The organism is Psychromonas ingrahamii 37, from assembly GCF_000015285.1.
GTDB classification, from domain to species: domain Bacteria; phylum Pseudomonadota; class Gammaproteobacteria; order Enterobacterales; family Psychromonadaceae; genus Psychromonas; species Psychromonas ingrahamii.
Window position 1 is genome coordinate 1,476,940 of sequence record NC_008709.1, and the last position, 20,913, is coordinate 1,497,852.

Annotated in this window: 17 protein-coding genes and 5 tRNA genes; 14 read left to right on the forward strand and 8 right to left on the reverse strand. The window is 39.3% G+C overall.

Going from position 1 to position 20,913, the window contains the following annotated elements; translation table 11 throughout:
- Window positions 1-51: 51 nt before the first annotated feature.
- Window positions 52-294: a hypothetical protein gene (locus PING_RS06270; protein WP_232279407.1), complete on the reverse strand. Its 243-nt coding sequence runs from the start codon at window positions 292-294 to the stop codon at window positions 52-54.
- Window positions 295-1,131: 837 nt separating this feature from the next.
- On the opposite strand from PING_RS06270, the gene PING_RS06275 reads away from it, so the two are divergent.
- Window positions 1,132-1,434 carry a hypothetical protein gene (locus PING_RS06275; RefSeq protein WP_041766065.1) on the forward strand — a complete coding sequence of 101 codons (303 nt, stop codon included), beginning with the start codon at window positions 1,132-1,134 and terminating at the stop codon, window positions 1,432-1,434.
- Between the two features lie 324 nt (window positions 1,435-1,758).
- On the opposite strand, the gene PING_RS06280 is transcribed toward PING_RS06275, so the two are convergent.
- From PING_RS06280 to leuS, 5 genes are all read right to left on the reverse strand, one after another.
- Entirely contained in the window at window positions 1,759-1,965 is a 207-nt protein-coding gene (locus PING_RS06280) for a hypothetical protein (protein ID WP_041766068.1), read from the reverse strand.
- Between the two features lie 193 nt (window positions 1,966-2,158).
- Window positions 2,159-2,803 (reverse strand): nicotinate-nucleotide adenylyltransferase, encoded by a 645-nt coding sequence (nadD, locus tag PING_RS06285; protein ID WP_011769585.1) that lies wholly within the window; start codon window positions 2,801-2,803, stop codon window positions 2,159-2,161.
- 21 nt (window positions 2,804-2,824) lie between these two features.
- Window positions 2,825-3,820: a DNA polymerase III subunit delta gene (gene holA, locus PING_RS06290; RefSeq protein WP_011769586.1), complete on the reverse strand. Its 996-nt coding sequence runs from the start codon at window positions 3,818-3,820 to the stop codon at window positions 2,825-2,827.
- A gap of 10 nt (window positions 3,821-3,830) precedes the next feature.
- A complete protein-coding gene (locus PING_RS06295) occupies window positions 3,831-4,346 on the reverse strand; it encodes an LPS-assembly lipoprotein LptE (protein WP_011769587.1) in 516 nt (171 codons plus the stop codon).
- Between the two features lie 143 nt (window positions 4,347-4,489).
- On the reverse strand, window positions 4,490-7,069 hold the full coding sequence (gene leuS / locus PING_RS06300) for a leucine--tRNA ligase (RefSeq protein WP_011769588.1): 2,580 nt from the start codon (window positions 7,067-7,069) through the stop codon (window positions 4,490-4,492).
- 292 nt (window positions 7,070-7,361) lie between these two features.
- On the opposite strand from leuS, the gene PING_RS06305 reads away from it, so the two are divergent.
- A tRNA-Ser gene (locus tag PING_RS06305) sits at window positions 7,362-7,452 on the forward strand.
- Here the strand turns inward: PING_RS06305 and PING_RS20455 are convergent.
- Entirely contained in the window at window positions 7,431-7,577 is a 147-nt protein-coding gene (locus PING_RS20455) for a hypothetical protein (protein WP_157035312.1), read from the reverse strand. The genes PING_RS06305 and PING_RS20455 overlap by 22 nt on opposite strands.
- Before the next feature lie 293 nt (window positions 7,578-7,870).
- Between PING_RS20455 and PING_RS06310 the strand changes: the two genes are divergently transcribed.
- The 7 genes from PING_RS06310 (at window position 7,871) to PING_RS06340 (ending at window position 12,046) form a co-directional block, all read left to right on the forward strand.
- A tRNA-Ser gene (locus PING_RS06310) sits at window positions 7,871-7,961 on the forward strand.
- Window positions 7,962-8,252: 291 nt separating this feature from the next.
- Window positions 8,253-8,897: a UvrY/SirA/GacA family response regulator transcription factor gene (gene uvrY, locus PING_RS06315; protein WP_011769589.1), complete on the forward strand. Its 645-nt coding sequence runs from the start codon at window positions 8,253-8,255 to the stop codon at window positions 8,895-8,897.
- A 92-nt stretch (window positions 8,898-8,989) separates the two neighbouring features.
- The gene (gene uvrC / locus PING_RS06320) at window positions 8,990-10,819 is read left to right on the forward strand and encodes an excinuclease ABC subunit UvrC (protein ID WP_011769590.1); all 1,830 of its coding nucleotides are present in this window, start codon (window positions 8,990-8,992) and stop codon (window positions 10,817-10,819) included.
- A 151-nt stretch (window positions 10,820-10,970) separates the two neighbouring features.
- Window positions 10,971-11,522, forward strand: a complete 552-nt coding sequence (gene pgsA, locus PING_RS06325) for a CDP-diacylglycerol--glycerol-3-phosphate 3-phosphatidyltransferase (RefSeq protein ID WP_011769591.1) — start codon at window positions 10,971-10,973, stop codon at window positions 11,520-11,522.
- Between the two features lie 259 nt (window positions 11,523-11,781).
- A tRNA-Gly gene (locus tag PING_RS06330) sits at window positions 11,782-11,857 on the forward strand.
- 15 nt (window positions 11,858-11,872) lie between these two features.
- Window positions 11,873-11,946: transfer RNA gene (locus PING_RS06335), tRNA-Cys, on the forward strand.
- A gap of 14 nt (window positions 11,947-11,960) precedes the next feature.
- Window positions 11,961-12,046: transfer RNA gene (locus PING_RS06340), tRNA-Leu, on the forward strand.
- 179 nt (window positions 12,047-12,225) lie between these two features.
- On the opposite strand, the gene arcA is transcribed toward PING_RS06340, so the two are convergent.
- On the reverse strand, window positions 12,226-12,942 hold the full coding sequence (arcA, locus tag PING_RS06345) for a two-component system response regulator ArcA (RefSeq protein ID WP_011769592.1): 717 nt from the start codon (window positions 12,940-12,942) through the stop codon (window positions 12,226-12,228).
- Between the two features lie 1,102 nt (window positions 12,943-14,044).
- Between arcA and PING_RS06350 the strand changes: the two genes are divergently transcribed.
- From PING_RS06350 to PING_RS21770, 5 genes are all read left to right on the forward strand, one after another.
- The gene (locus tag PING_RS06350; RefSeq protein ID WP_011769593.1) at window positions 14,045-14,284 is read left to right on the forward strand and encodes a GlsB/YeaQ/YmgE family stress response membrane protein; all 240 of its coding nucleotides are present in this window, start codon (window positions 14,045-14,047) and stop codon (window positions 14,282-14,284) included.
- Between the two features lie 281 nt (window positions 14,285-14,565).
- On the forward strand, window positions 14,566-14,940 hold the full coding sequence (locus tag PING_RS06355; RefSeq protein ID WP_011769594.1) for a diguanylate cyclase domain-containing protein: 375 nt from the start codon (window positions 14,566-14,568) through the stop codon (window positions 14,938-14,940).
- Between the two features lie 347 nt (window positions 14,941-15,287).
- On the forward strand, window positions 15,288-18,326 hold the full coding sequence (locus PING_RS06360; RefSeq protein ID WP_041766071.1) for an EAL domain-containing protein: 3,039 nt from the start codon (window positions 15,288-15,290) through the stop codon (window positions 18,324-18,326).
- A 253-nt stretch (window positions 18,327-18,579) separates the two neighbouring features.
- On the forward strand, window positions 18,580-20,439 hold the full coding sequence (locus PING_RS06365; protein WP_011769596.1) for a diguanylate cyclase: 1,860 nt from the start codon (window positions 18,580-18,582) through the stop codon (window positions 20,437-20,439).
- A 242-nt stretch (window positions 20,440-20,681) separates the two neighbouring features.
- Entirely contained in the window at window positions 20,682-20,837 is a 156-nt protein-coding gene (locus PING_RS21770) for a hypothetical protein (RefSeq protein ID WP_408635118.1), read from the forward strand.
- Window positions 20,838-20,913: the final 76 nt, after the last annotated feature.

Here is a 20,913-nt window from a genome sequence, read left to right on the forward strand (position 1 = left end):
GTTGCCAATAACCATCAAGAAGCATCTTCCAATTGGGTAGATGCTTTTTTGCTATCCCTTTATATTAAAAGCATGCTGCATTAATCGACGGATGTGCTTACCTAATAAAGAGTGTAATGTTCTTTTTGAAACAGTTATTTTTTCTTTTCCAAACTGATAACCTAAAAAATCAAAGCCCTTTTTAATTCTGCCTATTGTAGTTTTATCAGGGTGTTGTTTTAACTTTAGTTTATCAAAATGTTGATTGACCGTTTTTATCGCTTTACGTAATTTCCACCGTGATGGTGATAACACAATGATGTCATCCATATATCGTAAAAAAGATGGGGCATCCAAAGCTTTTCGTTTCTAAAGCACCAAACCAATGCGGCTACGAAAATTTCTGTACGTTTTTCTTGTTTGCTCGATGACTTTAGCAAAGGAAATCATGGAGCGAATTGAACGCAGGTTCAGGCTTATGAGCGGGCTAAGCTCTGCGTACCCTTGTTGATTTCATTAGGCTCGGCTCTGTACATGGATGTGCTGTCCGAGCTGGTGAGTTAAGAAATTATGAGCAGACAAGAATAAAAAACGTCTAGGTGAATTGAGTGGCAGCTCAGGCTTATGAGCGGGACAGGCTCTGCCGTCGCTGTATACAGCATTCTTTTTCCTGTTGAAAGAGCATGACTTCCTCGAACTGCGAAACTGCGTTTCGGTTTCTCATAGTCTACACGCCATCAAGAGAGGAAGACCAACAATGCAGGTTACACAAATAGCTAACAAGCGACAGCTTACGAATAAAAAGGCTGTGGACACCCAGTGCGCCGAGATAAATCGGTATTAGATTAGAGTAGTAATTGAGTACAGCCACACCTTTTTGCTCGATCATATTAGGCGATAATATACATTTTTTATTAACATCTAATTTGAAGAAAAAAATTGGCTGTCCAGCCTTTCTCCATTTATAGATAGGTATGTACGACTTCTATATCAATAAATATCAAATAAAAAACAAAAATATAACTTAACCCTCAATTGTTCACGAAAAAATCTGTTATAAATACCTTCAATAAACAATTTTCATCCACACATTAGTACGAATGCAGACTAATACGCCGTTAGCTTTACCTCAATAAAATGGAGATGTGCCTTATGCTAAAATTGGAAAAGTATAAAGATGAATTATTAAATGAATTTGAATCCAGAACTGATGAGTGGAGTTATGGTTCTTTTGAAAGCCGTTTGTCAGCGCTTAGAAAAGGGACAAATAACCTCGATGCAAAAAATATCATAAATGATGCTCATCATTTTGGTAAATGGCCTAAGACAGTAAAAAGGTACCTCATCACAAGTTATAAGGTCTTTGGGAATGAGAGCACTGAATTCGGCGATACATTTAATAGTATTTATAACGCTATGTCTGATACAGAAAAGAGTTCTTGGGGACTGGGTTAAAATCTAACAAGCTGTTTAACAGAACAAAATGCAGTTGGCTATTTTCGTTCCTCACATTTTAGCCAACTATATTGTGTGCGTTAACATGGTCGTTATACGCTTTAAATGCGTTCTGTGTTGGTGGCGAGTAAACGAAAATCTATTTCTCCTAAAATTAAGCTGCTTTTAAGAGAACGGTAATTAGGGAAAGCAAACCCCGTTCGGCTCGGTAGCAGGAAAATGTAACCTATAAAAAGTGATATTTATTTTCGTTTACAGGGCATTGAAATAGGGGGCAGATTCAAATAATAAGTGCATCACTTGAATAGGTAGAAAAAGCGGTCATTATTTATTATTTTTATTCTTCACAAACACTAACGGCCAGGTTGTCATCCATATCAATATGGCAAATAATCTTTTTAAGGGATCAGTACTGCTTGTCCAAAGCGGTTTTTGCTCAATCGATTTGGCATTTAAGGTTAACGCATATAATAAGCCAATGAAAAAATAGATAATAACAATGTAAATAACGATGTCAGTAATAGTGAACATTTCAGCCCCGGCAATATTAAACAGAACGTCATCTTATATCAAATCACCGACATCTCTAAATAACCTTGCGGATTAAAATTAACCATTACTTTCTTTTACCCCTAGCAATACCGGAAATAGGGCGCTCAGGGTTAATCATAGCTGCTTAAGCATTTTGAAGATTCAAAATGCACTTATTATTTAAATCTTAAGGTTATTTATATAAATGCTGCTCTTTAATATAGTTGATAACACTGTCCGGTGTTAAAAAGTCAATACTGATGTCTTGATTTAGCAGTGTCCGTATTTCAGTTGATGAAATCGCTAATTGGCTGGTGGCCTGAAAGTAAATTTTACCAAATTGAATATTATGTAAATCGTGTTTATCGGTTGTTTGGTGTTTTGCCACAAGAGCGCCGACTTGTTTGTTGAATTTGTTCTGCCAACCGGGGCGGTGACTGATGATTAAATGGCAGTAGGAAAGAATACTTTTCCAATCAAACCATTTATCAAAAGAGATTAATGAGTCCATTCCCATAATGAAGCAGATTGGGGTATTGGGGTATTCAATTTTTAATTCTTTTAATGTATCAATGGTATAACTGGGTTTGTGACGTTTTAATTCACGCTTGTCAATGGTCATTCTAGCCTGGTGGCTTATGGCTAATTCCACCATTTCGCTGCGTTGTCTGGCGCTGGCATGGCTGGCTGATTTGTGAGGCGCAATATGATTTGGCATAATAAAAAGCTGCTGCAGAGAAAGTGCTTCAGTGATTTCCAGTGCCGGACGCAAATGCCCAAAATGAATGGGATCAAAAGTACCCCCTAAAAAACCGATGGCCTGCTGTTGGATATCCATATTGATAACTGTCCTTTGAAATCAGAAAAAAGAGTAGGTAATCTCGTTAAGTTTTAACCAATTCGAATCTTTGTTTTCTACTTTAATAGAAATTTCTATTTCTGCACACTGAATAATCATTTTTTCAAGCTTGTTGATATTCAAACGTGTTAATGCATCTCTTATTAACTGTTGTTTTGCCGGCCAAAGTTTTGGTTGCTGCTGGTTGAATAATTGCGTTAAAGAATGCTGTTGGCTTTGATAGCTAAGTTTAAGGAGCTTTTGGACTTCATTATTCAATGTTGCACAGAGTAATAAAAGCTCAGTTCCTTCGGCTTTTAACTGTTTTAAAATGCGCACGGAACGCATCTGATCGCCGGCCAACAAACTATCAATCCATTGGAAAAGATTAAAATGGTTGTGGGTAGTAATGCTTTGCTCAACTTGCTGCAGGGTTAAATTTTGCTTCGGATATAACAGCGCCAATTTTTCAAATTCTTGTTTAGCTGCCAATAAATTACCTTCAAAATGCAAACAAAGATAATCAATAATATCTTTATCTGCGTGCAAATTGAGTGCTTTAAGACGCTGAAAAACCCACTGGGGAAAACGATGCGCTTGTGGTAGGTTGGTCGCAACAAAGATTCCCTTTTGTTCTAGTGTTTTAAACCAAACACTGCTCATTTGTTGATTGTTGAGTTTTGGCCCCTGTAAAATTAACAGGATATCTGGATGTAATAGGGGCGTAATTTCTCGAATAAAAGCAGTGTTTTCTTTGTTTGTTTTAGTCAGGGTTAATAATATAATCTTTTTTTCAGAAAAAAGGGAGAGCGTTTGAAACTCGCCAAAAATAAGATCATTGTCAAAGTTACCATCAAGACTAAAACTTAATTTTTCCAAATATCCTTGTTTTTTTGCCGCTTTCTGAATTTGCTCTGTCGCTTCTAAACAAAGTAGCGCCTCATCACCGAAAATCAAACAGCAGCTGGGTATTTTTTGCGTAAGGTGTTGGTTCAATTGTTCAGGGTAAATACGCATTTTTTATCGCTTATTTTTTATTTTCTAGGCTGAGCATAGTGGCAATAATACTGTCAGCAGCAATACCGCGCAATTCTTTGGTTAATATTTCCGCTTCGCGTGATTTTGCGAGCGCTTGTGAAGCATTCTCAGTAAAGTCACGATATAGATTTACCGAAAAGTCTTGGGTTTGGTAACCGGGAGATTGAATTGAATAGTTAACATTATAACTTATCTCTTTTTCTGCATTCTGCGCGTTAACATAGAGAGAAATGATGCGTGATGATTGGCGATCTGGGGAGACTTTTAATATGGCAACATTGGCTTCCGGCTGATTCATTATTTGAATGCCGGCACCCCGTAAACGGATTTTAATAAAACGTGCTAGTTGACCATTTGTATCATTACTTTGTAAGTAAATTTTGGGGTATTTTTCAATAAGACCATTATTGTTCTTTAAATGAAAACCACAACCGCTAATAAATAAAGCAGATAATAAGATTAAGCTTATTTTAGTGTAAAAAAATGTGCGTACTGTGGACTGCATAAGAAACCTTTTCAGAAGTGAAAATAGGCGGCGAAACAAATAGCTTGCTCACACCGACAATATATTGCTAAGTAACTGTTAGTTAGGTGAACATATAGAAACATTTTTACAATTTAATGTTTCTATATGTTTGTGCCAATTACTTAGTTAGCCACTATATTCAATAATTTCCCCGGAACAAAAATGATTTTACGAATGGTTTTCCCATCGGTAAATTTACTCACATTTTCATTTTCCATCGCAATTGCCTGAACCGTTTCCTGTTGTGCGTCAGCGGCAACGGTCAATTTAGCCCGTAATTTACCGTTTACCTGCACGACAATAAGCTTTGAATCTTCAACTAAGGCACTTTCGTCAACAGTGGGCCAAGGTGCATTTAATATCTCTTCAGTTTGACCTAATACTTCAAATAATTCTGCGCAGATATGCGGCGTAATAGGGGCCAGCAATTTAGTAATGGCAAGCAGTGCTTCTTGTAAAATAGCACGATCCTGCTCAGTTTTTGTTGCCGTTTTAGTTAATTTATTCATTAACTCCATCACAGATGCAATCGCGGTATTAAAGGTTTGGCGACGGCCGATATCATCGGTCACTTTTGCAATTGTTTTATGTAGTTCGCGGCGCAGTGTTTTTTGTGCTTCTGTGTGTGATTTAAGATCTAAATCGGCAACAGCGCCCAATGCCAAGTGGTCAAAAGCAATTTTCCATAAACGTTTTAAGAAACGCAGAGAACCTTCAAGGGCTGAGTCTGACCATTCTAATGTTTGATCAGCAGGTGCGGCAAACATCATAAATAAACGCACACTGTCTGCGCCGTATTTATCGATCATCACCTGAGGGTCAACACCGTTATTTTTAGATTTAGACATTTTGCTCATGCCGTCATAAATGACTGTTTGCCCGTCTTTTGTGGCGGCAGAAATGACTTTACCTTTTTCATCGGTTTCAGTTTCTACATCCGTGGGTGCAATCCAGACTTTTCCACCTTTGGCATCTTCATAATAATAAGCGTCGGCTAATACCATGCCTTGAGTAAGCAGTTTTTTGTATGGTTCATCACAATCGACTAAACCAAAGTCACGTAATAATTTATGAAAGAAGCGTGAGTATAGAAGATGTAATATTGCATGTTCAATACCGCCTATGTATTGATCAACCGGCAGCCAGTAATTCGCTTTCTCAGGATCTAACATAGCATCATCGCTTTGCGGTGAGCAGTAACGTGCGTAGTACCAGCTTGATTCCATAAAGGTATCAAAGGTATCTGTTTCGTGTGTTGCCGGCTGGCCGTTATAAGTTGTTTTAGCCCAGTCAGGATCGGCTTTAATGGGGGATACAATACCGTTCATCTGTACATCTTCAGGCAGAATAACCGGCAGCTCGTTTTCCGGGACAGGCACAACGGAACCGTCTTCCAGGTTAAGCATTGGGATCGGGGTCCCCCAGTAACGCTGGCGTGAAACACCCCAATCACGTAAACGGAAGTTTACTTGACGCTTGCCTTTATTCTCTGCAACTAATTTTGTTTCTACGGCATCAAATGCAGCACTAAAGTCTAAACCATCAAATTCGCCAGAATCAAAACAAACACCTTTTTCAGTGTAAGCCTCAACGGAGATATCAAGATCGGTATTGGCAGGTTTAATTACCGCTTTAATCGTTAGGTCGTATTTTTTGGCAAATTCATAATCACGCTGATCATGAGCCGGCACCGACATAACAGCGCCAGAGCCGTAACCCATAAGCACAAAGTTTGCGGTCCAAATCGGCACTTCTAACCCGCTAATAGGGTGAATCGCTTTAAAGCCGGTATCGACACCTTCTTTGGCCATAGTCGCAATTTCAGCTTCTGCTAATTTTACGTTTTTACATTTTTTACAAAATGCTGCTAGAGTTGGATTATTCTTAGCTGCTTCTAGCGCTAACGGATGTTGCGCGGCAACCGCGACATAGGTGACTCCCATGACGGTATCCGGACGTGTTGTATAAACAGAAAAACTTTCTTCTTTTCCACTTACTTTAAAGTCCATTTCGACACCTTCAGAACGTCCAATCCAGTTACGCTGCATAGTACGTACCTGCTCTGGCCATTCGTCAAGCTTATCTAAATCGTCTAATAATTCTTGTGCATAGGCGGTTATTTTAATAAACCACTGCGGTATTTCTTTTTGTTCAACTAATGCACCGCTGCGCCAGCCTCTACCGTCAATAACCTGTTCATTTGCCAAAACCGTCTGATCAACAGGATCCCAGTTAACGGTGGCCATTTTTTTATAAACCAGATCTTTTTCAACCAATTTTGTAAAAAACCATTGTTCCCAGCGGTAATATTCAGGTTGGCAAGTGGCCAGTTCACGACTCCAGTCGTAACCAAAACCTAACTGTTTAAGCTGTGTTTTCATATAAGCGATATTTTCGTAAGTCCAACCTGCTGGTGCGGTATTATTTTTAATGGCAGCATTTTCAGCGGGCAGACCAAAGGCATCCCAGCCCATAGGCTGCATTACATTTTTGCCCTGCATGCGTTGGTAACGGGAAATAACATCACCGATAGTGTAATTGCGTACGTGACCCATGTGCAGTTTGCCACTTGGGTATGGAAACATGGAAAGGCAGTAATATTTTTCTTTAGAGGGGTCTTCCGTGGCCTTAAATGACTGGTTTTCATCCCAATTAGTTTGGAATTTTTTTTCAATCTCTTTAGGATTATATAACTCTTGCATATTGTGTCTGCCCAGCAATGATAAATGAAATAATAAATAAGTCGTTAGGATACAGGAGCAACGACTTAGCAACAATAACTATGAGTAATAAGCTGTTTTTTTCCTAATGATTGTTTTATTAATGCTAAAAATTATTCAGCTAATCGACCACTGTTAGTGGCAACTAAGATTAGAAAGTAACAGATTATGCGGATAATCTGTGCAGGTTGTTGTTTTTGTAGGCAAACGGTTCTTTTTTGTTATTATAAGCTTTGCAATTACAGTTTATAATCGCTATTGTTCGCCTCGTTACGGAGGGGTGGCAGAGCGGCTGAATGCACTGGTCTTGAAAACCAGCGAGGGTTAATAGCTCTCCGAGAGTTCAAATCTCTCCTCCTCCGCCACACATTAAAAGCCCGCTGTTTTTACAGCGGGTTTTTTGTTTTGTAGGTAATGAAAATCTGAATCTCTCCTGTTCTTTATTCAGCCCCATTTTAAAAGGCTTCTCATATGAGAAGCCTTTTTTCATTCCTGCACCTTTTAAATCTTTATCTGAAGCTTGTTATTAATCCTCCCGGTTAAAAATATTAGCGTTGTTCATTACACTTAACGCGAATAAACATCTGCTCAATTTTTTTAAAATAAACGCCTGCTTCGTTATTTTTATTTGCAATGCCTTCTATCACTCAATCAAACCCTGTTACCCGTTGTTATTGATCTTGTTAAAAACCATTTTTTGATTGATTTATGTGCAAACAAACTTTTTTTGTTATTTTAGGCTTTACAAGTTAAGCCTTGAGTCTGTATTATCTTCTTTGTTACGGAGGGGTGGCAGAGCGGCTGAATGCACTGGTCTTGAAAACCAGCGAGGGTTAATAGCTCTCCGAGAGTTCAAATCTCTCCTCCTCCGCCACATTAAGAAAACCCACTGCCTGCAGTGGGTTTTTTCATTTCTGACGTCTTTCATTTTGATCCTCTATTTTACTTTATTCAAATGTCTTCAGTAATCGTGTTTTTTCGCTTATAAAAACAAATTTTTAATGTTATATTTATTCCCCTTTGATTATTCTGCTGTGTTGTTTTCGTTATCATAATCCCTGATTACCAAAAGACTATTATCCAGTTGTTATCTCTTTTTTATAGTCCTTGTTTTATTTTTAGCTTAATGTTTTAGTTGTTGCTTTGGCATTAACGGAGAAATTTTGTGATAAATATCCTGTTGGTTGATGACCATGAATTAGTTCGTACAGGGATTTGCCGTATCATTGATGATGTTCGAGGCATGAAAGTTATTGGAGAAGCACAAAGTGGTGAAGAGGCCGTAAAATGGTGCCGAAAAAATCACCCCGATGTTGTGTTAATGGATATTAATATGCCAGGGATGGGTGGTTTAGATGCAATGCACAAAATTTTGCGTATCAATGAAGATTTAAAAATCATTATGCTAACAATGCATACCGAGAATCCTTTCCCCTCAAAAGTAATGCAGGCAGGTGCGTCCGGTTACATAAGTAAATCTGCCGGCCCCGATGAAGTATTAAACGCGATCCGTTTGGTGCATTCCGGGCAACGTTATTTGGCGCCTGAAATTGCACAGAAAATAGCACTTTCACAACTGTCTCCGACTGCGGATGATCCATTTAGCGTGCTATCAGAAAGAGAGTTACAAATTATGATGATGATAACCAAGGGGCAGCGTGTGGTGGATATATCGGAGCAACTTGGTTTAAGCCCAAAAACAATTAATAGCTACCGCTATCGTTTGTTTGATAAACTCGATGTAAAGGGTGACGTTGGTTTGACTCATTTGGCGATACGTTATGGCATGCTTGATACAGCTATGCTGTAATCTGTTGCAGATGTAATGTAAAAAATAAGGGCGACTGAAAATGCACAATTTAGCCTTGTTAAGTAGTTTACTGTGCGAGGTTTATTTTTTATATGAGTGATTTTTGCCCGACCGATTTTTTAAAAACGGTCACCTCTGAACCGGGTGTCTACCGCATGTTTAACCAACAAAAAGTGATTTATGTTGGTAAAGCAAAAAACCTGAAAAAACGCCTCAGCAGTTATTTTAGCCTTACCCAAAAACACCCTAAAACATTAGCGCTGGTCAGTCATATTGACAGAATTGAAGTGACGGTCACGCACACTGAAACTGAAGCACTGATCCTCGAACACAACTTTATCAAGCGTTACAAGCCTCATTATAATGTGTTGTTACGTGATGATAAGTCTTATCCTTACCTGTTTTTAAGTGACCATAAACATCCACAACTGACTTTAGTGCGTACCCAAAATAGTAAACGAAAAGGGACCTATTTTGGCCCCTATCCGAGTGGTGGGGCGGTGAGAGAAAGTCTGCATTTAATGCAAAAACTGTTTCCAATACGTCAATGTGAAGACAGTTATTACAGCAATCGCTCCCGTCCCTGTCTGCAGTATCAATTAAAACGTTGTCTTGCGCCCTGCGTCAATGCGATGCCGGAATCTGAATATCAGCACCAAGTTGAATTAGCCAGTGCCTTCTTACAAGGTAAAAGTCAAAATGTGATAAATCAGCTGGTTGATGAAATGGAAGTGGCAAGTCAGACCCTTGAATTTGAGAAAGCAGCGGTGCGACGCGATCAAATCCAATCCTTAAAAAAAGTGCAGGAACAGCAATGGGTCAGCGGTGATATTGAACAGTTAGATGTTGTCGGTTTCAGTTATGAGCAAGGTTTTGCCAGTATACACCTACTGTTTGTCCGTCAGGGGCGAATATTAGGTAGCCGTAATTATTTTCCTAAAATCCCCAAAAACTCGAGTAAAGATGAAGTGTTAAGCGCTTTTTTAAGCCAGTTTTATCTGTCCGGGCAAAATGGACGCGCAATACCAAGGGAAATTTTGCTCAGTGATGATTTTGCTGAACGTGCTATTTTTACTGATTTATTTACTGAATATTGTGGCTATAAAACAGCATTAAAAGTAGATGTGCGTGGTGAGCGTGCGAGGTTTGTCAAACTGGCACAAAAAAATGCCCAAATAGCATTACAGAGCCATCTCAGCCAAAAAAACAACATATTAAAGCGTTATCAGCTGCTGGAGGCGAAATTGGACTTAAGTAAACCGATTTTGCGCATGGAATGTTATGATATTTCGCATATGATGGGGGAAAAAACAGTCGCATCCTGTGTTGTGTTTAATCGTGAGGGGGAAAAAAAATCTGATTACCGTCGTTTTAATATTACTGGTATTACGCCTGGCGATGACTATGCGGCAATGGGACAAGTGCTAGCGCGACGTTTTAAAGCGCTGCAGGAGACAGAAAACATTCCTGATATTATTTTTATCGACGGGGGGGTGGGGCAATTAAACCAAGCTGAAAATATTATTAGCTCTCTTGAAGAAAACTTTAAAGATAAATACCCGTTATTGATAGGTATTGCCAAAGGCGAAGGCCGTAAGCCTGGCTTAGAAACACTTATTTTAGCCGGAACCCACGAAATTATTGAATTGAGCAGTGATTCACCTGCGCTGCATTTAATACAGCAAATTCGTGATGAATCGCATCGTTTTGCGATTATGGGGCATCGCCAGCAACGTGATAAAACAAGAAGAACAAGTACATTAGAAAATATCAGTGGAGTAGGCACTAAACGTCGTCAGGCGTTATTAAACCACTTAGGGGGATTACAGGGTGTTATGTCCGCAAGTATTGACGAATTGCAAAAAATTCCCGGCATAAGCGCTTCATTAGCTGAAACAATTTATGAAGCTTTGCATAATTAATAAAAATTAAAATGGTAATCCTATTAATTACTCTTTAGGATTTGCATAATGAAACCATAAAATGCAAAAATAGCTTATAATCAAGCTGGTTATAAATTTGTAAACTTGTATTTCCAAGTGAATTGGGGATCGATCATCAAAGGACATTTTAATGTTAAACATCCCAAATTTATTAACGGGTTTTCGACTTTTCTTAATCCCCATTTTTGTATTTTTTTATTTTTCACCCTTTAACTGGGGTGAGTTAATTGCAGCTTTTCTTTTTTTAACCGCTGGAATAACGGATTATTTAGATGGTTACCTCGCTAGAAAACTCGATCAGCAGACTGCTTTTGGTGCTTTTTTGGATCCTGTGGCCGATAAAATAATGGTGGCGGTGGCATTAGTGATGATCGTGGAACACTACGCTGTTATCTGGATAACCATTCCTGCGATGGTTATGATCTGCCGAGAAATAATCATTTCTGCTCTTCGAGAGTGGATGGCAGAACTTGGGGAAAGATCCAGCGTTGCTGTTTCATGGATCGGCAAAGTAAAAACAGTTGCTCAGATGACTGCACTTTTTTTACTGATTTGGCAGCATTCAATCGTCATGGAGTGGTTAGGTTTCATCGCTTTATATATAGCAACCGGATTAACACTTTGGTCGATGGTTGTCTATTTGCGCGCGGCATGGCCAGCACTGAGTAAAAATTCACTATAATTAGTCTATTAAGGCAGCGCTTCGTTTAAAAAAGAAGCTAACAGTATAAAACTGATAAAAAAATTGTTAAAGTGTATTGACTCATTTCTAATAATCATTAGAATGCGCACACATCGAGAGGGGATTTAGTTTACTAACAACCTTAAGATAATAGTTTAAATGTGATGTGGTACTAGTTAAGTTTGTCGAGACCAACCTTGAAAAGAACTGACTGGAGTTACGAGTTTACTCGTAATGATAAAACCGCAAACAATGCGATGCGGTACTAGCTCAGTTGGTAGAGCACGACCTTGCCAAGGTCGGGGTCACGAGTTCGAGTCTCGTGTACCGCTCCAAATTTAAAGTATATTGGCGGAATGGCAGAGTGGCCATGCAGTGGATTGCAAATCCATCCATCTCGGTTCGACTCCGGGTTCCGCCTCCACATTTTAAAGTTTTGCCCGAATGGTGGAATCGGTAGACACAAGGGATTTAAAATCCCTCGCCTTATGGGTGTGCGAGTTCAAGTCTCGCTTCGGGCACCAGTTTAAAAAAAGCTTCACGTTATCGTGAAGCTTTTTTTTTTGCCTGATGAAAAATAAAATAAAACAATTTATTTTATTTGCTATTAACAACCACTGTTTTATGGCTGTAATCGATTTTAGGCAATAAAAAAGGCACTTAGTGTACCTTGATATATGTTTTGCTATAAAGTCTGCTGTTTTTATTCTACATCACCACAGAAGCGGTAACCTTCACCATGAATGGTCGCAATAATTTCAGGTGCATCAGGAATACTCTCAAAATGTTTGCGGATACGGCGGATAGTAACGTCAACAGTACGATCCTGTGCTTTTAATTCTCGTCCGGTCATTTTCATTAATAAATCTGCGCGTGTTTGAATTTTTCCCGGATTTTCAATGAAATGTAATATAGCTCTGAATTCACTGCGTGGTAATTTACAGATATTACCATCAGGGCTAATCAGTGAGCGACTTTCTATTTCAAGTGTCCAACCGTTAAATTTGTAATTTTCTACTTTTTTACCTGTTTCTTCAAAATAAATATTATCTTGCATAGTACGTGTTAACAGGTTTCGTGTACGTATGGTTAATTCACGAGGATTAAAAGGTTTAGTGATGTAATCATCGGCACCAATTTCCAATCCCAGTATTTTATCAACTTCATTATCACGACCCGTTAAAAAAATAAGCGCAATATTTTCATGTTCACGTAACTCTCGCGCTAATAACAGACCATTTTTACCAGGTAAATTAATATCCATAATAATCAAGTTAATATTATTTTCCTTGATGGCCTGGTGCATCTCATTACCATCATTCGCTTCCAAAACATTATATCCTTCTGCTTCAAAAACACTTTTTAACATGTTACGTGTGACTAACTCATCTTCAACAATAAGTATGTTTGCGGTTGACATTAGGTACCTCTCTATTTTCGAATCTTTATATCCCTTTGCCTTATTCGGCGTGAAGATGTTTTTTATATCTCATGTTTTTTGATTGTTCGTGGAAATATACATTTCCCGATTAAACTGCGCCAGTGCAAATAAATGTTAATATAAATGTTGCAGCTAACAAAGTTCTCTTAATAAATAATACTGTTCACTATAAATACTTAACATTTAGATAACAACTAGATTGTCATTTAAAGGTAATAAATACAGATTATGATTGATATGAATCAACTGCTCAACATAACTGCTTATGAAATGATTGTAGCGTGATAGTTAAATGATAACAATATGATGATTATGATCCTGCGTTGTATGAAGAGTTTATCTATTAAATTAAAATCACATAATAATCAATTGGTTGAATATTAAACGCGAATGATTTTATGCTATTAAATATTGATTTTAAATTGAATGATAGGCTTGAATTTTTGCTGCGGAGACCTTTGGGTGTTATTAAAAGACTTTTTTAGAAAATTATTGTCTATCCCTATAAATAAGCATAACTTATTGAAGATAAAAGTAATTAAAACAAAATTAGGGGTCAATCAACTTAACCTGATAACTGCCTATTATTAGCAATCAACAGCCGAAAGAAAGGTTGTTCACTGATCAATTCAGTCAACGCAGGCGGAAATTACTGTTAATGAGTTGTTTCAGACACTATTTGATGATTTACCCCAATGCCCTTATTACCCCTCAGATTTTAAAAAATGGGTGGCAGCCGATAAATAAGATCTATAAGCGATTACTCACTTTAAAGATTTGGATTGATGGAAAAATACAAAGCGTTGTGACAAAGTATTTAACACATTATCTAACCTGGTTTAGGGATAATTTAGGGATAGTGACTAAAAGCTTAATTCTCAGAAAATTTACATATCTTCATATGAGAGCCATTTATTTGATGTTAGAAACCTTGTTTTTGTCATTCCTGTCCTAAAATTGCCCAGAACGTTGATACTTTGTATAATGCTTTAAACGCCAGCTGGGTAAGAAGTAATTTATTAAAATGGGTGTAAACTAGAAAATTCATACAAAACAATCTATACAAAACAAGGATAATATTGTGTCATTAATCGCATTTTTAATTATTGGATGTGTTGCCGGCTGGTTAGCGGGTCAACTAACAAAAGGCTCGGGTTTTGGTCTGATCGGGAATATCGCTATTGGTGTTGTTGGATCATTTATTGGTGGCTTTACCTTTAGACTACTGGGTCTACATTCAGGGAGCTTTATTGGTTCAATCGTTACAGCGACGGTTGGGGCGGTCATTTTGCTTTACATTGTCCGTTTGGCTAAGTCATAGTTTGCAAGACATTGAACTCAATTGCCAGCCGCGAGGGCTTGCTGGTCTGCCATATTTTAATACCCTTGCAGCTGAGGCATTAAAGCCAAATAAGCCGTATAAAAATCACCTGATGAATGACTGCTTTTTTCAAAAAACGTTACTCAGAAGTTGTTTATTGGTAAAAGACCAAAATTCATATTGATATAGTAGGGGATGAGCATGAGTTAAATGTGATAACAAGGAGTCATTAATTTTTCCCTCTCAACACCTTAAGTATTTTACTAAGGTATCTTCATTGGTTGAAACCGCAGATAAAAGGTTATTTTAAAAAACAAAAATCATGTCACTATTTGAATTTCAAGCAAGTAAAATCTCATGCCAAAGCCGCAACAAAAAAATTACGAAATAGAGTCAAAGAGATCTCGAAAAGACGGTTGGAATTAGTACGCCAGTCAGATATCGTCGCCCGTTTAGGGGGAAATGAATTTGTTTTAGTTCTGAATAACTCCAAAATAAAAGATGAAACTTTGCAGGTGGCAGAGCGAATTATAAGCGTGATTAATAAGCCTGTTGAACTGTCTGGTAGCACGCTTCAAATAGGCGCATCGGTTTGGATTTTAATGTTCCCCGATGATGGCATAAAGTCGATGGATTTAATTGAAAAAGCAGATTAAGCCATGTGTGTATCAAAATCCTCAGGCAGGAATTTGATTAAATAAATTAAGGCACAGCGTTACACTTGCCAGTTAAAGCTTAGTGCAAAAGATCAAGCCCCCCGTTTCTATAAAAACAGTCAAAATACCCAGATTAAAATGTAACAGAGCTGATTTTAATCAGGGTGATTATTTCATTTGTACAGATACGTCACATACAAAAAATTATAATTATATTTGATATATTTGATTAAAATCATATATATCAAATTGTTGTGGGCTATTTTCCCACTTAATTGATATTATTGTGCACTTTGCCTTCGAAAATAAGAGAATAATCGAACAATGAATAATAGATTGAAATGTATATGAACTCTTTTGGGCTTCTCACGTTGACTCAGAATGCCGCCTTATTATTGGCTATGTTTTTCATCTATGATATGGCAGCTTTTCGGAACCGTACCGTATTCGGCTTTTACTGGGCTATTTTTACCGGTATTGCGTTGGGATTGATAGGTATTATCATCATGCTAACACCCTGGGAGTATGCGCCGGGTATTATAGTTGATAGTCGCGCGGTGTTGCTTGGGATCTCCGGATTATTTTTTGGCACTATACCTACGTTAATTGCTATGGTGATAACCGCTACATTGCGCCTGTTTCAGGGGGGCGGAGCTGCTGTGATCGGCGTTTTAGTGATTATAACGTCGGGCACTCTTGGCATCGCCTGGCGCTATTATCGTCCGCATCCTTTGTCAGAGTTATCGTTCCGCGAAATTTACCTGTTTGGGGTCATTATCCATGGGGTGATGTTAGCCCTAACCTTTATTTTTCCTTGGGAAATGACACTGGCGGTACTCTCCAATATTAGCCTGCCGGTACTGCTACTTTACCCTTTAATAACAGCTTTACTGGGGATGTTGTTTGTCCAGCGACTGCGACGTAACCAAAGTACAGATGCGCTAAAGGAAAGTGAATTTCTGTTTCGCTCCCAATTTGATTTAGGCAGTATTGGTATTGCCATTACCTATCCAGGCAAAGGCTGGTTAAGGGTAAACCCAAGGCTTTGTGAAATACTTGGTTACCGCGAAGAAGAACTGCTTCTGCTGAACTGGTCTGAGCTGACTCACCCTGATGATCGGCATCTTGATTTATACCAATATGACCAGATGCTGACGGGAGAAGAAGATGGTTATTCACTGGACAAACGTTTTATCCGTAAGGATGGGGAGAGCGTTTATGTCCATATGACTATTTCCTGCTATCGGGTTGATGGAGCCGTCCAATTTGTGATTGCCGGCATCTTAGATTCCTCTGAGAGGAAGCATGCCGAAGATAAAATACGGGGGAGAAAAGAGCAGCTTCTTTCCGTTTTGTCAGGCAGTGAGCTCGGGTTCTGGGACTGGAATATAGAAGCCAATACAGTGCATCGAAATGCTCGCTGGGCAGAAATGCTAGGGTACCGCTTTGAAGATATTCAGAACGACACAAGCATCAACCTTGATAGTGTTCATCCCAATGATTGTGGGAGAGTCTGGCAATCAGTGACTGACCACTTGGAAGGGCGAACTGCGCAACACAAAATTGAATACCGTATGCGTACCAGACAGGGAGAGTACAAGTGGATCCTGGATTGCGCCAAAATAGTTAACTACGGCGAGGATCAGCAGCCATTACGTATGAGTGGGACGCATACCGATATCACCAAACGTAAACTCGCTGAGGAGTCGATGCAATTGGCCTCAATGGTTTATCAAAACAGCCGTGAGGCAATGACCGTTACCGACAGCAATGGCAATATCATTACCACCAACCCGGCGTTTACGGAAATGACGGGCTATAGTGCTGATGAGATAACCGGTAAGAGCCATACCTTCATTGTTTCCAAGCAGCAGGATAAGCGGGTTTATCAACGCATGGAGCTCGCCCTAAACAGTACCGGTCACTGGCGGGGGGAGGTCAGTTGCCGCCATAAAAATGGTGAAAACTATATGGCCTTGTTGGGGATCAATTCCATTTATAATGAGGATAGATCAGTTCACCGCCGGGTTGCGCAGTTCTCTGATATTACCGAGAGGAAAAAATCTGAAAAAATCATCTGGAAACAAGCGAACTTCGATAATTTAACTGGGCTTTCCAATCGCCAGATGTTCCATGACCAGTTGCTTCATGAAAAGAATAAAGCACAGCGTAGAGGCCTCAACGTTGGCTTATTGTTTCTCGATCTTGATCGCTTTAAGGCAGTCAACGATACCCTAGGTCATAATATGGGCGATCAGCTTCTGATCGATGTTGCACAACGCCTGCGTAACTGTGTACGGAAAAGAGATCTAGTATCACGCTTTGGAGGGGACGAATTTACCGTAATTATTGGTGGGTTGAAAAACACACAAAGTGTTGAGCGTGTCGCACAAAAAATCCTGTGCGAATTAGCCGAGCCATTCTTGCTGGGTGAGCAAAATGTTTATATTACACCAAGCATCGGCATAACTTTCTATCCGAAAGATGGGGAGGCAACCGAAATGCTGTTAAAAAATGCCGATCAAGCTATGTATTCGGCCAAGGAAAAAGGGCGAAACTGTTACCACTATTTTACCAACTCTATGCAGGAACAGGTAGAACGTGGGGGGCAACTGGCAAACGATCTACGCTATGCACTGAAAAAGAACCAGCTGGAGCTTTACTATCAGCCGATCGTGGCGTTAGGGACAGGTCAGATCCGTAAAGCTGAGGCTTTGATCCGCTGGCATCACCCTGAACTCGGTATGGTGAGCCCTGCAGAATTTATCCCCATTGCCGAAGAAACCGGCACGATTGTTGAAATAGGTGACTGGGTATTCCGCCAGGCAGCCGATCAGGTTGCCCACTGGCGTCGTGAGTATCAGAATGACTTTCAGGTAAGTATCAACAAATCCCCGGTACAGTTCCGTGAGGGGGGGAGTGACATTACCAGCTGGTTGGAACATCTGTTGGCACTCGGTCTGCCCGGGCAGGCGGTGGTTATTGAGATCACCGAAGGTCTTCTACTTGATGGCAGTAGTAGGATAGTGATCGACAAGCTGCTGGCGTTCCGTGATTCCGGTATTGAGGTGTCACTTGATGATTTTGGTACTGGCTATTCATCGATGTCCTATCTCAGAAAATTTCATATCGACAACCTCAAAATAGATCAATCCTTCGTGCGCAATCTTAAAGTGGATTCCGATGACATGATACTCTGTGAAGCTATCATTATTATGGCACACAAGCTGGGTATGCAAGTGATCGCTGAAGGGATCGAAAATGAGGAGCAGCGGCGTTTACTAAGTGCCGCCGGGTGTGATTACGGACAGGGTTATTTGTTTGCTAAACCGCTACCAGAAAAGGACTTCAGCTGCTTGTTGCTGCGTCATATTCATGTGGCGTGAGAGGTTAATTAATTGATTATAAAGAGCATTAAAATATTCCAAGAAAAATAGACGTAATATCAAAGACCAACAATGAAATGATGAATCTGATCGCCAGTTAAGGAGAATTTTAATTTATAATAATTTTGCCGTGGGAGTTGATGCGTAGAAAGCTAAATTTTTTGGTGCATTTCTAACCCCTAAATTAGATTTTACTCAGCTCCACAGATCAAAAAATGACTGTTCCTAACTGTTTGCTTGGAGAATTTTAAAAATGGTACAAAATAAAAAATCAGCAGTAAGGAAGGTTGATGACTCAAGTCAAATCTATCGGATGCCAGATGGATTACTACCAGATCCTATCGCTGATTTCATCAAGTTGTCTGCTGCCGAAGGTGATCTCCTGTTCTGGCAATGGGAACCAAATTTAGGGCGCGTCGACTTCTATACGCCAGAAAAAGCGGCGGAAAAACAAAATTTACGGCGTCTTGGCGAAAATATATCAAACTTGATCGCTTCTAGGGTTGATAGTTTTACACTTCGCAGTGAAAAATATGAGATTAAAATTTGTGACCCTCAGGGCAATGCGACATGGAAAAAGATTTCCCTGCGATTTTTCTTGGGAGCGGATGGGGAAATTGAACGGGTGGTTGGTACTGCGCAGGACATCACAGATTTGATAGCAATGCAATTGGGGCTTGAAAACCAACTCGATTTTATTAATACCCTTCTGGATAGCTTGAGCAGTCCGGTATTTTTCAAGGATGCTGAACTGGTGTATCGCCATTGCAACAAAGCCTTTGAAGAATATTTGGGCAAGCCAAAGAAGGATATCCTTGCAAAGACGGTATTTGATTTGTGTCCCCCGCATTTGGCGGAAATTTATCACCGAGCAGATCGGGATCTTCTTGAGCAGCGCTTACCACAAGTGTATCAAACAAAAGTACATTCAGCCGATGGGATGGAGCACAATGTGATTTTCAACAAATCGATGGTGTTCAACAAAAAGGGCGAGATAACTGGAATGATTGGTATCATCAATGACATTGATGATCGCGTCCAGATGGAAAATAGACTGCAAAGGATAATGGACATTAAAGACGCGATCATGGAGATAAACCGTGCAATCACTGATGCGAACACATCGGAACAGTTTTATGCGATTGTCCTTGACTGTATTCTTTCGGCCATGCAATCGGCTGAAACCTGCGGTTTCCTGATGCTTGATTCTGTAGGCAACTTAAAAATGGTGGCTGCCAGTGGATTATACAACGCATGGAAAAAACCAGTGCAGGTGGAATTGGAAAAATCCATGGCCTGGAATGCGATGGCAGAAAATAAAAAAAGCTGTTTTTATATCGATGATATCCACAAATTTTCCAGGCAAAAAAGCATTGAATCGCATGCTTTATTGCAGCAACTGAAAATACGTTCCCTGCTCGGTGCTCCTATTCTTAACGAAGGAAAATTGATCGGATTCATTACTGTCGGCAGCCGCAATATTGACGCCTATGACGAAACTGACCTGTTTATTATGGAGTATGTGCGCAGTCAAATAATCCAGGTTCTTAATCGACAATTTTTATATGATAAGAATGTTACTCTGGCGCGATATGATAGTTTGACGGGGTTGCTCAACCGCAGATATTTTGAAGAATTATTTGAAAGACATCAGAATCGCGCAAAGCGTTATGATGAAAAATTTCATTTGGTCGTAATAGACCTTGATAATTTTAAAGAGATTAATGACCAATGTGGCCATCTTTGTGGGGATGCGGTACTTGTAGATTTCGCCAAAAAATTGACCGCCTTATTTCGTGAATCTGATATTATTTGCCGCTTTGGCGGTGATGAATTCCTCCTTGTATTAATAGATATAAATATCAGCAAACTGGTGCAGAAGATTGAATTAATAAAAACAAAACTTCAAACTATCCCCTTTATTTACAATGAAAACAGTCTGCCTTATAGTTTCAGTTATGGAATAGCGGAATGGCCTGCGGACGGTGCCAATCTGGATCTCCTGACTTGCCGTGCGGATAATGAGATGTACAAGAACAAGCGCGCGTCAAAAAAACAGCCGAATAAGATGCACCACGCCAGTCAAAAAACAGAATCTGCGGCATTTATTTGAGGTTTGGTGGTCATTAATAAGTGCTAAGAGAAAATTTTCCAGGGTCTTTAAAGCAGATCCTTTTTATGCAGATACCCAGGTGGTATTTTCCACGAAATAATCCCCTAATCAATATAATATCAGCACCCATAAATATCCCATTTGAAGCTTAATGCAGGTGTAGCATTACTTTTACAACCCGATTTTAGTGAAAACCTGTCCTGTATTTTTATGTAGAAAAAACCGTAAATAATGAATTCAAGATCAGTTACGGAGCAAAATTATCCTCGGGCTATTATGAAACATTTTGTGATTTTTCAGCATCAAACCCAATTTTTGGTGATCGCGCTTCGTACCAAATGAACCAGAGAAATCATTGTGAAGCTATCTCCTATAAGATTAAAATTGCTGATAGATGATGGTAAAACCAGTCTTGGCTTATTTTGAGATAGTGAGAGAGCTATCAATGGGCAAAAAATGATGTCACGATGGAAT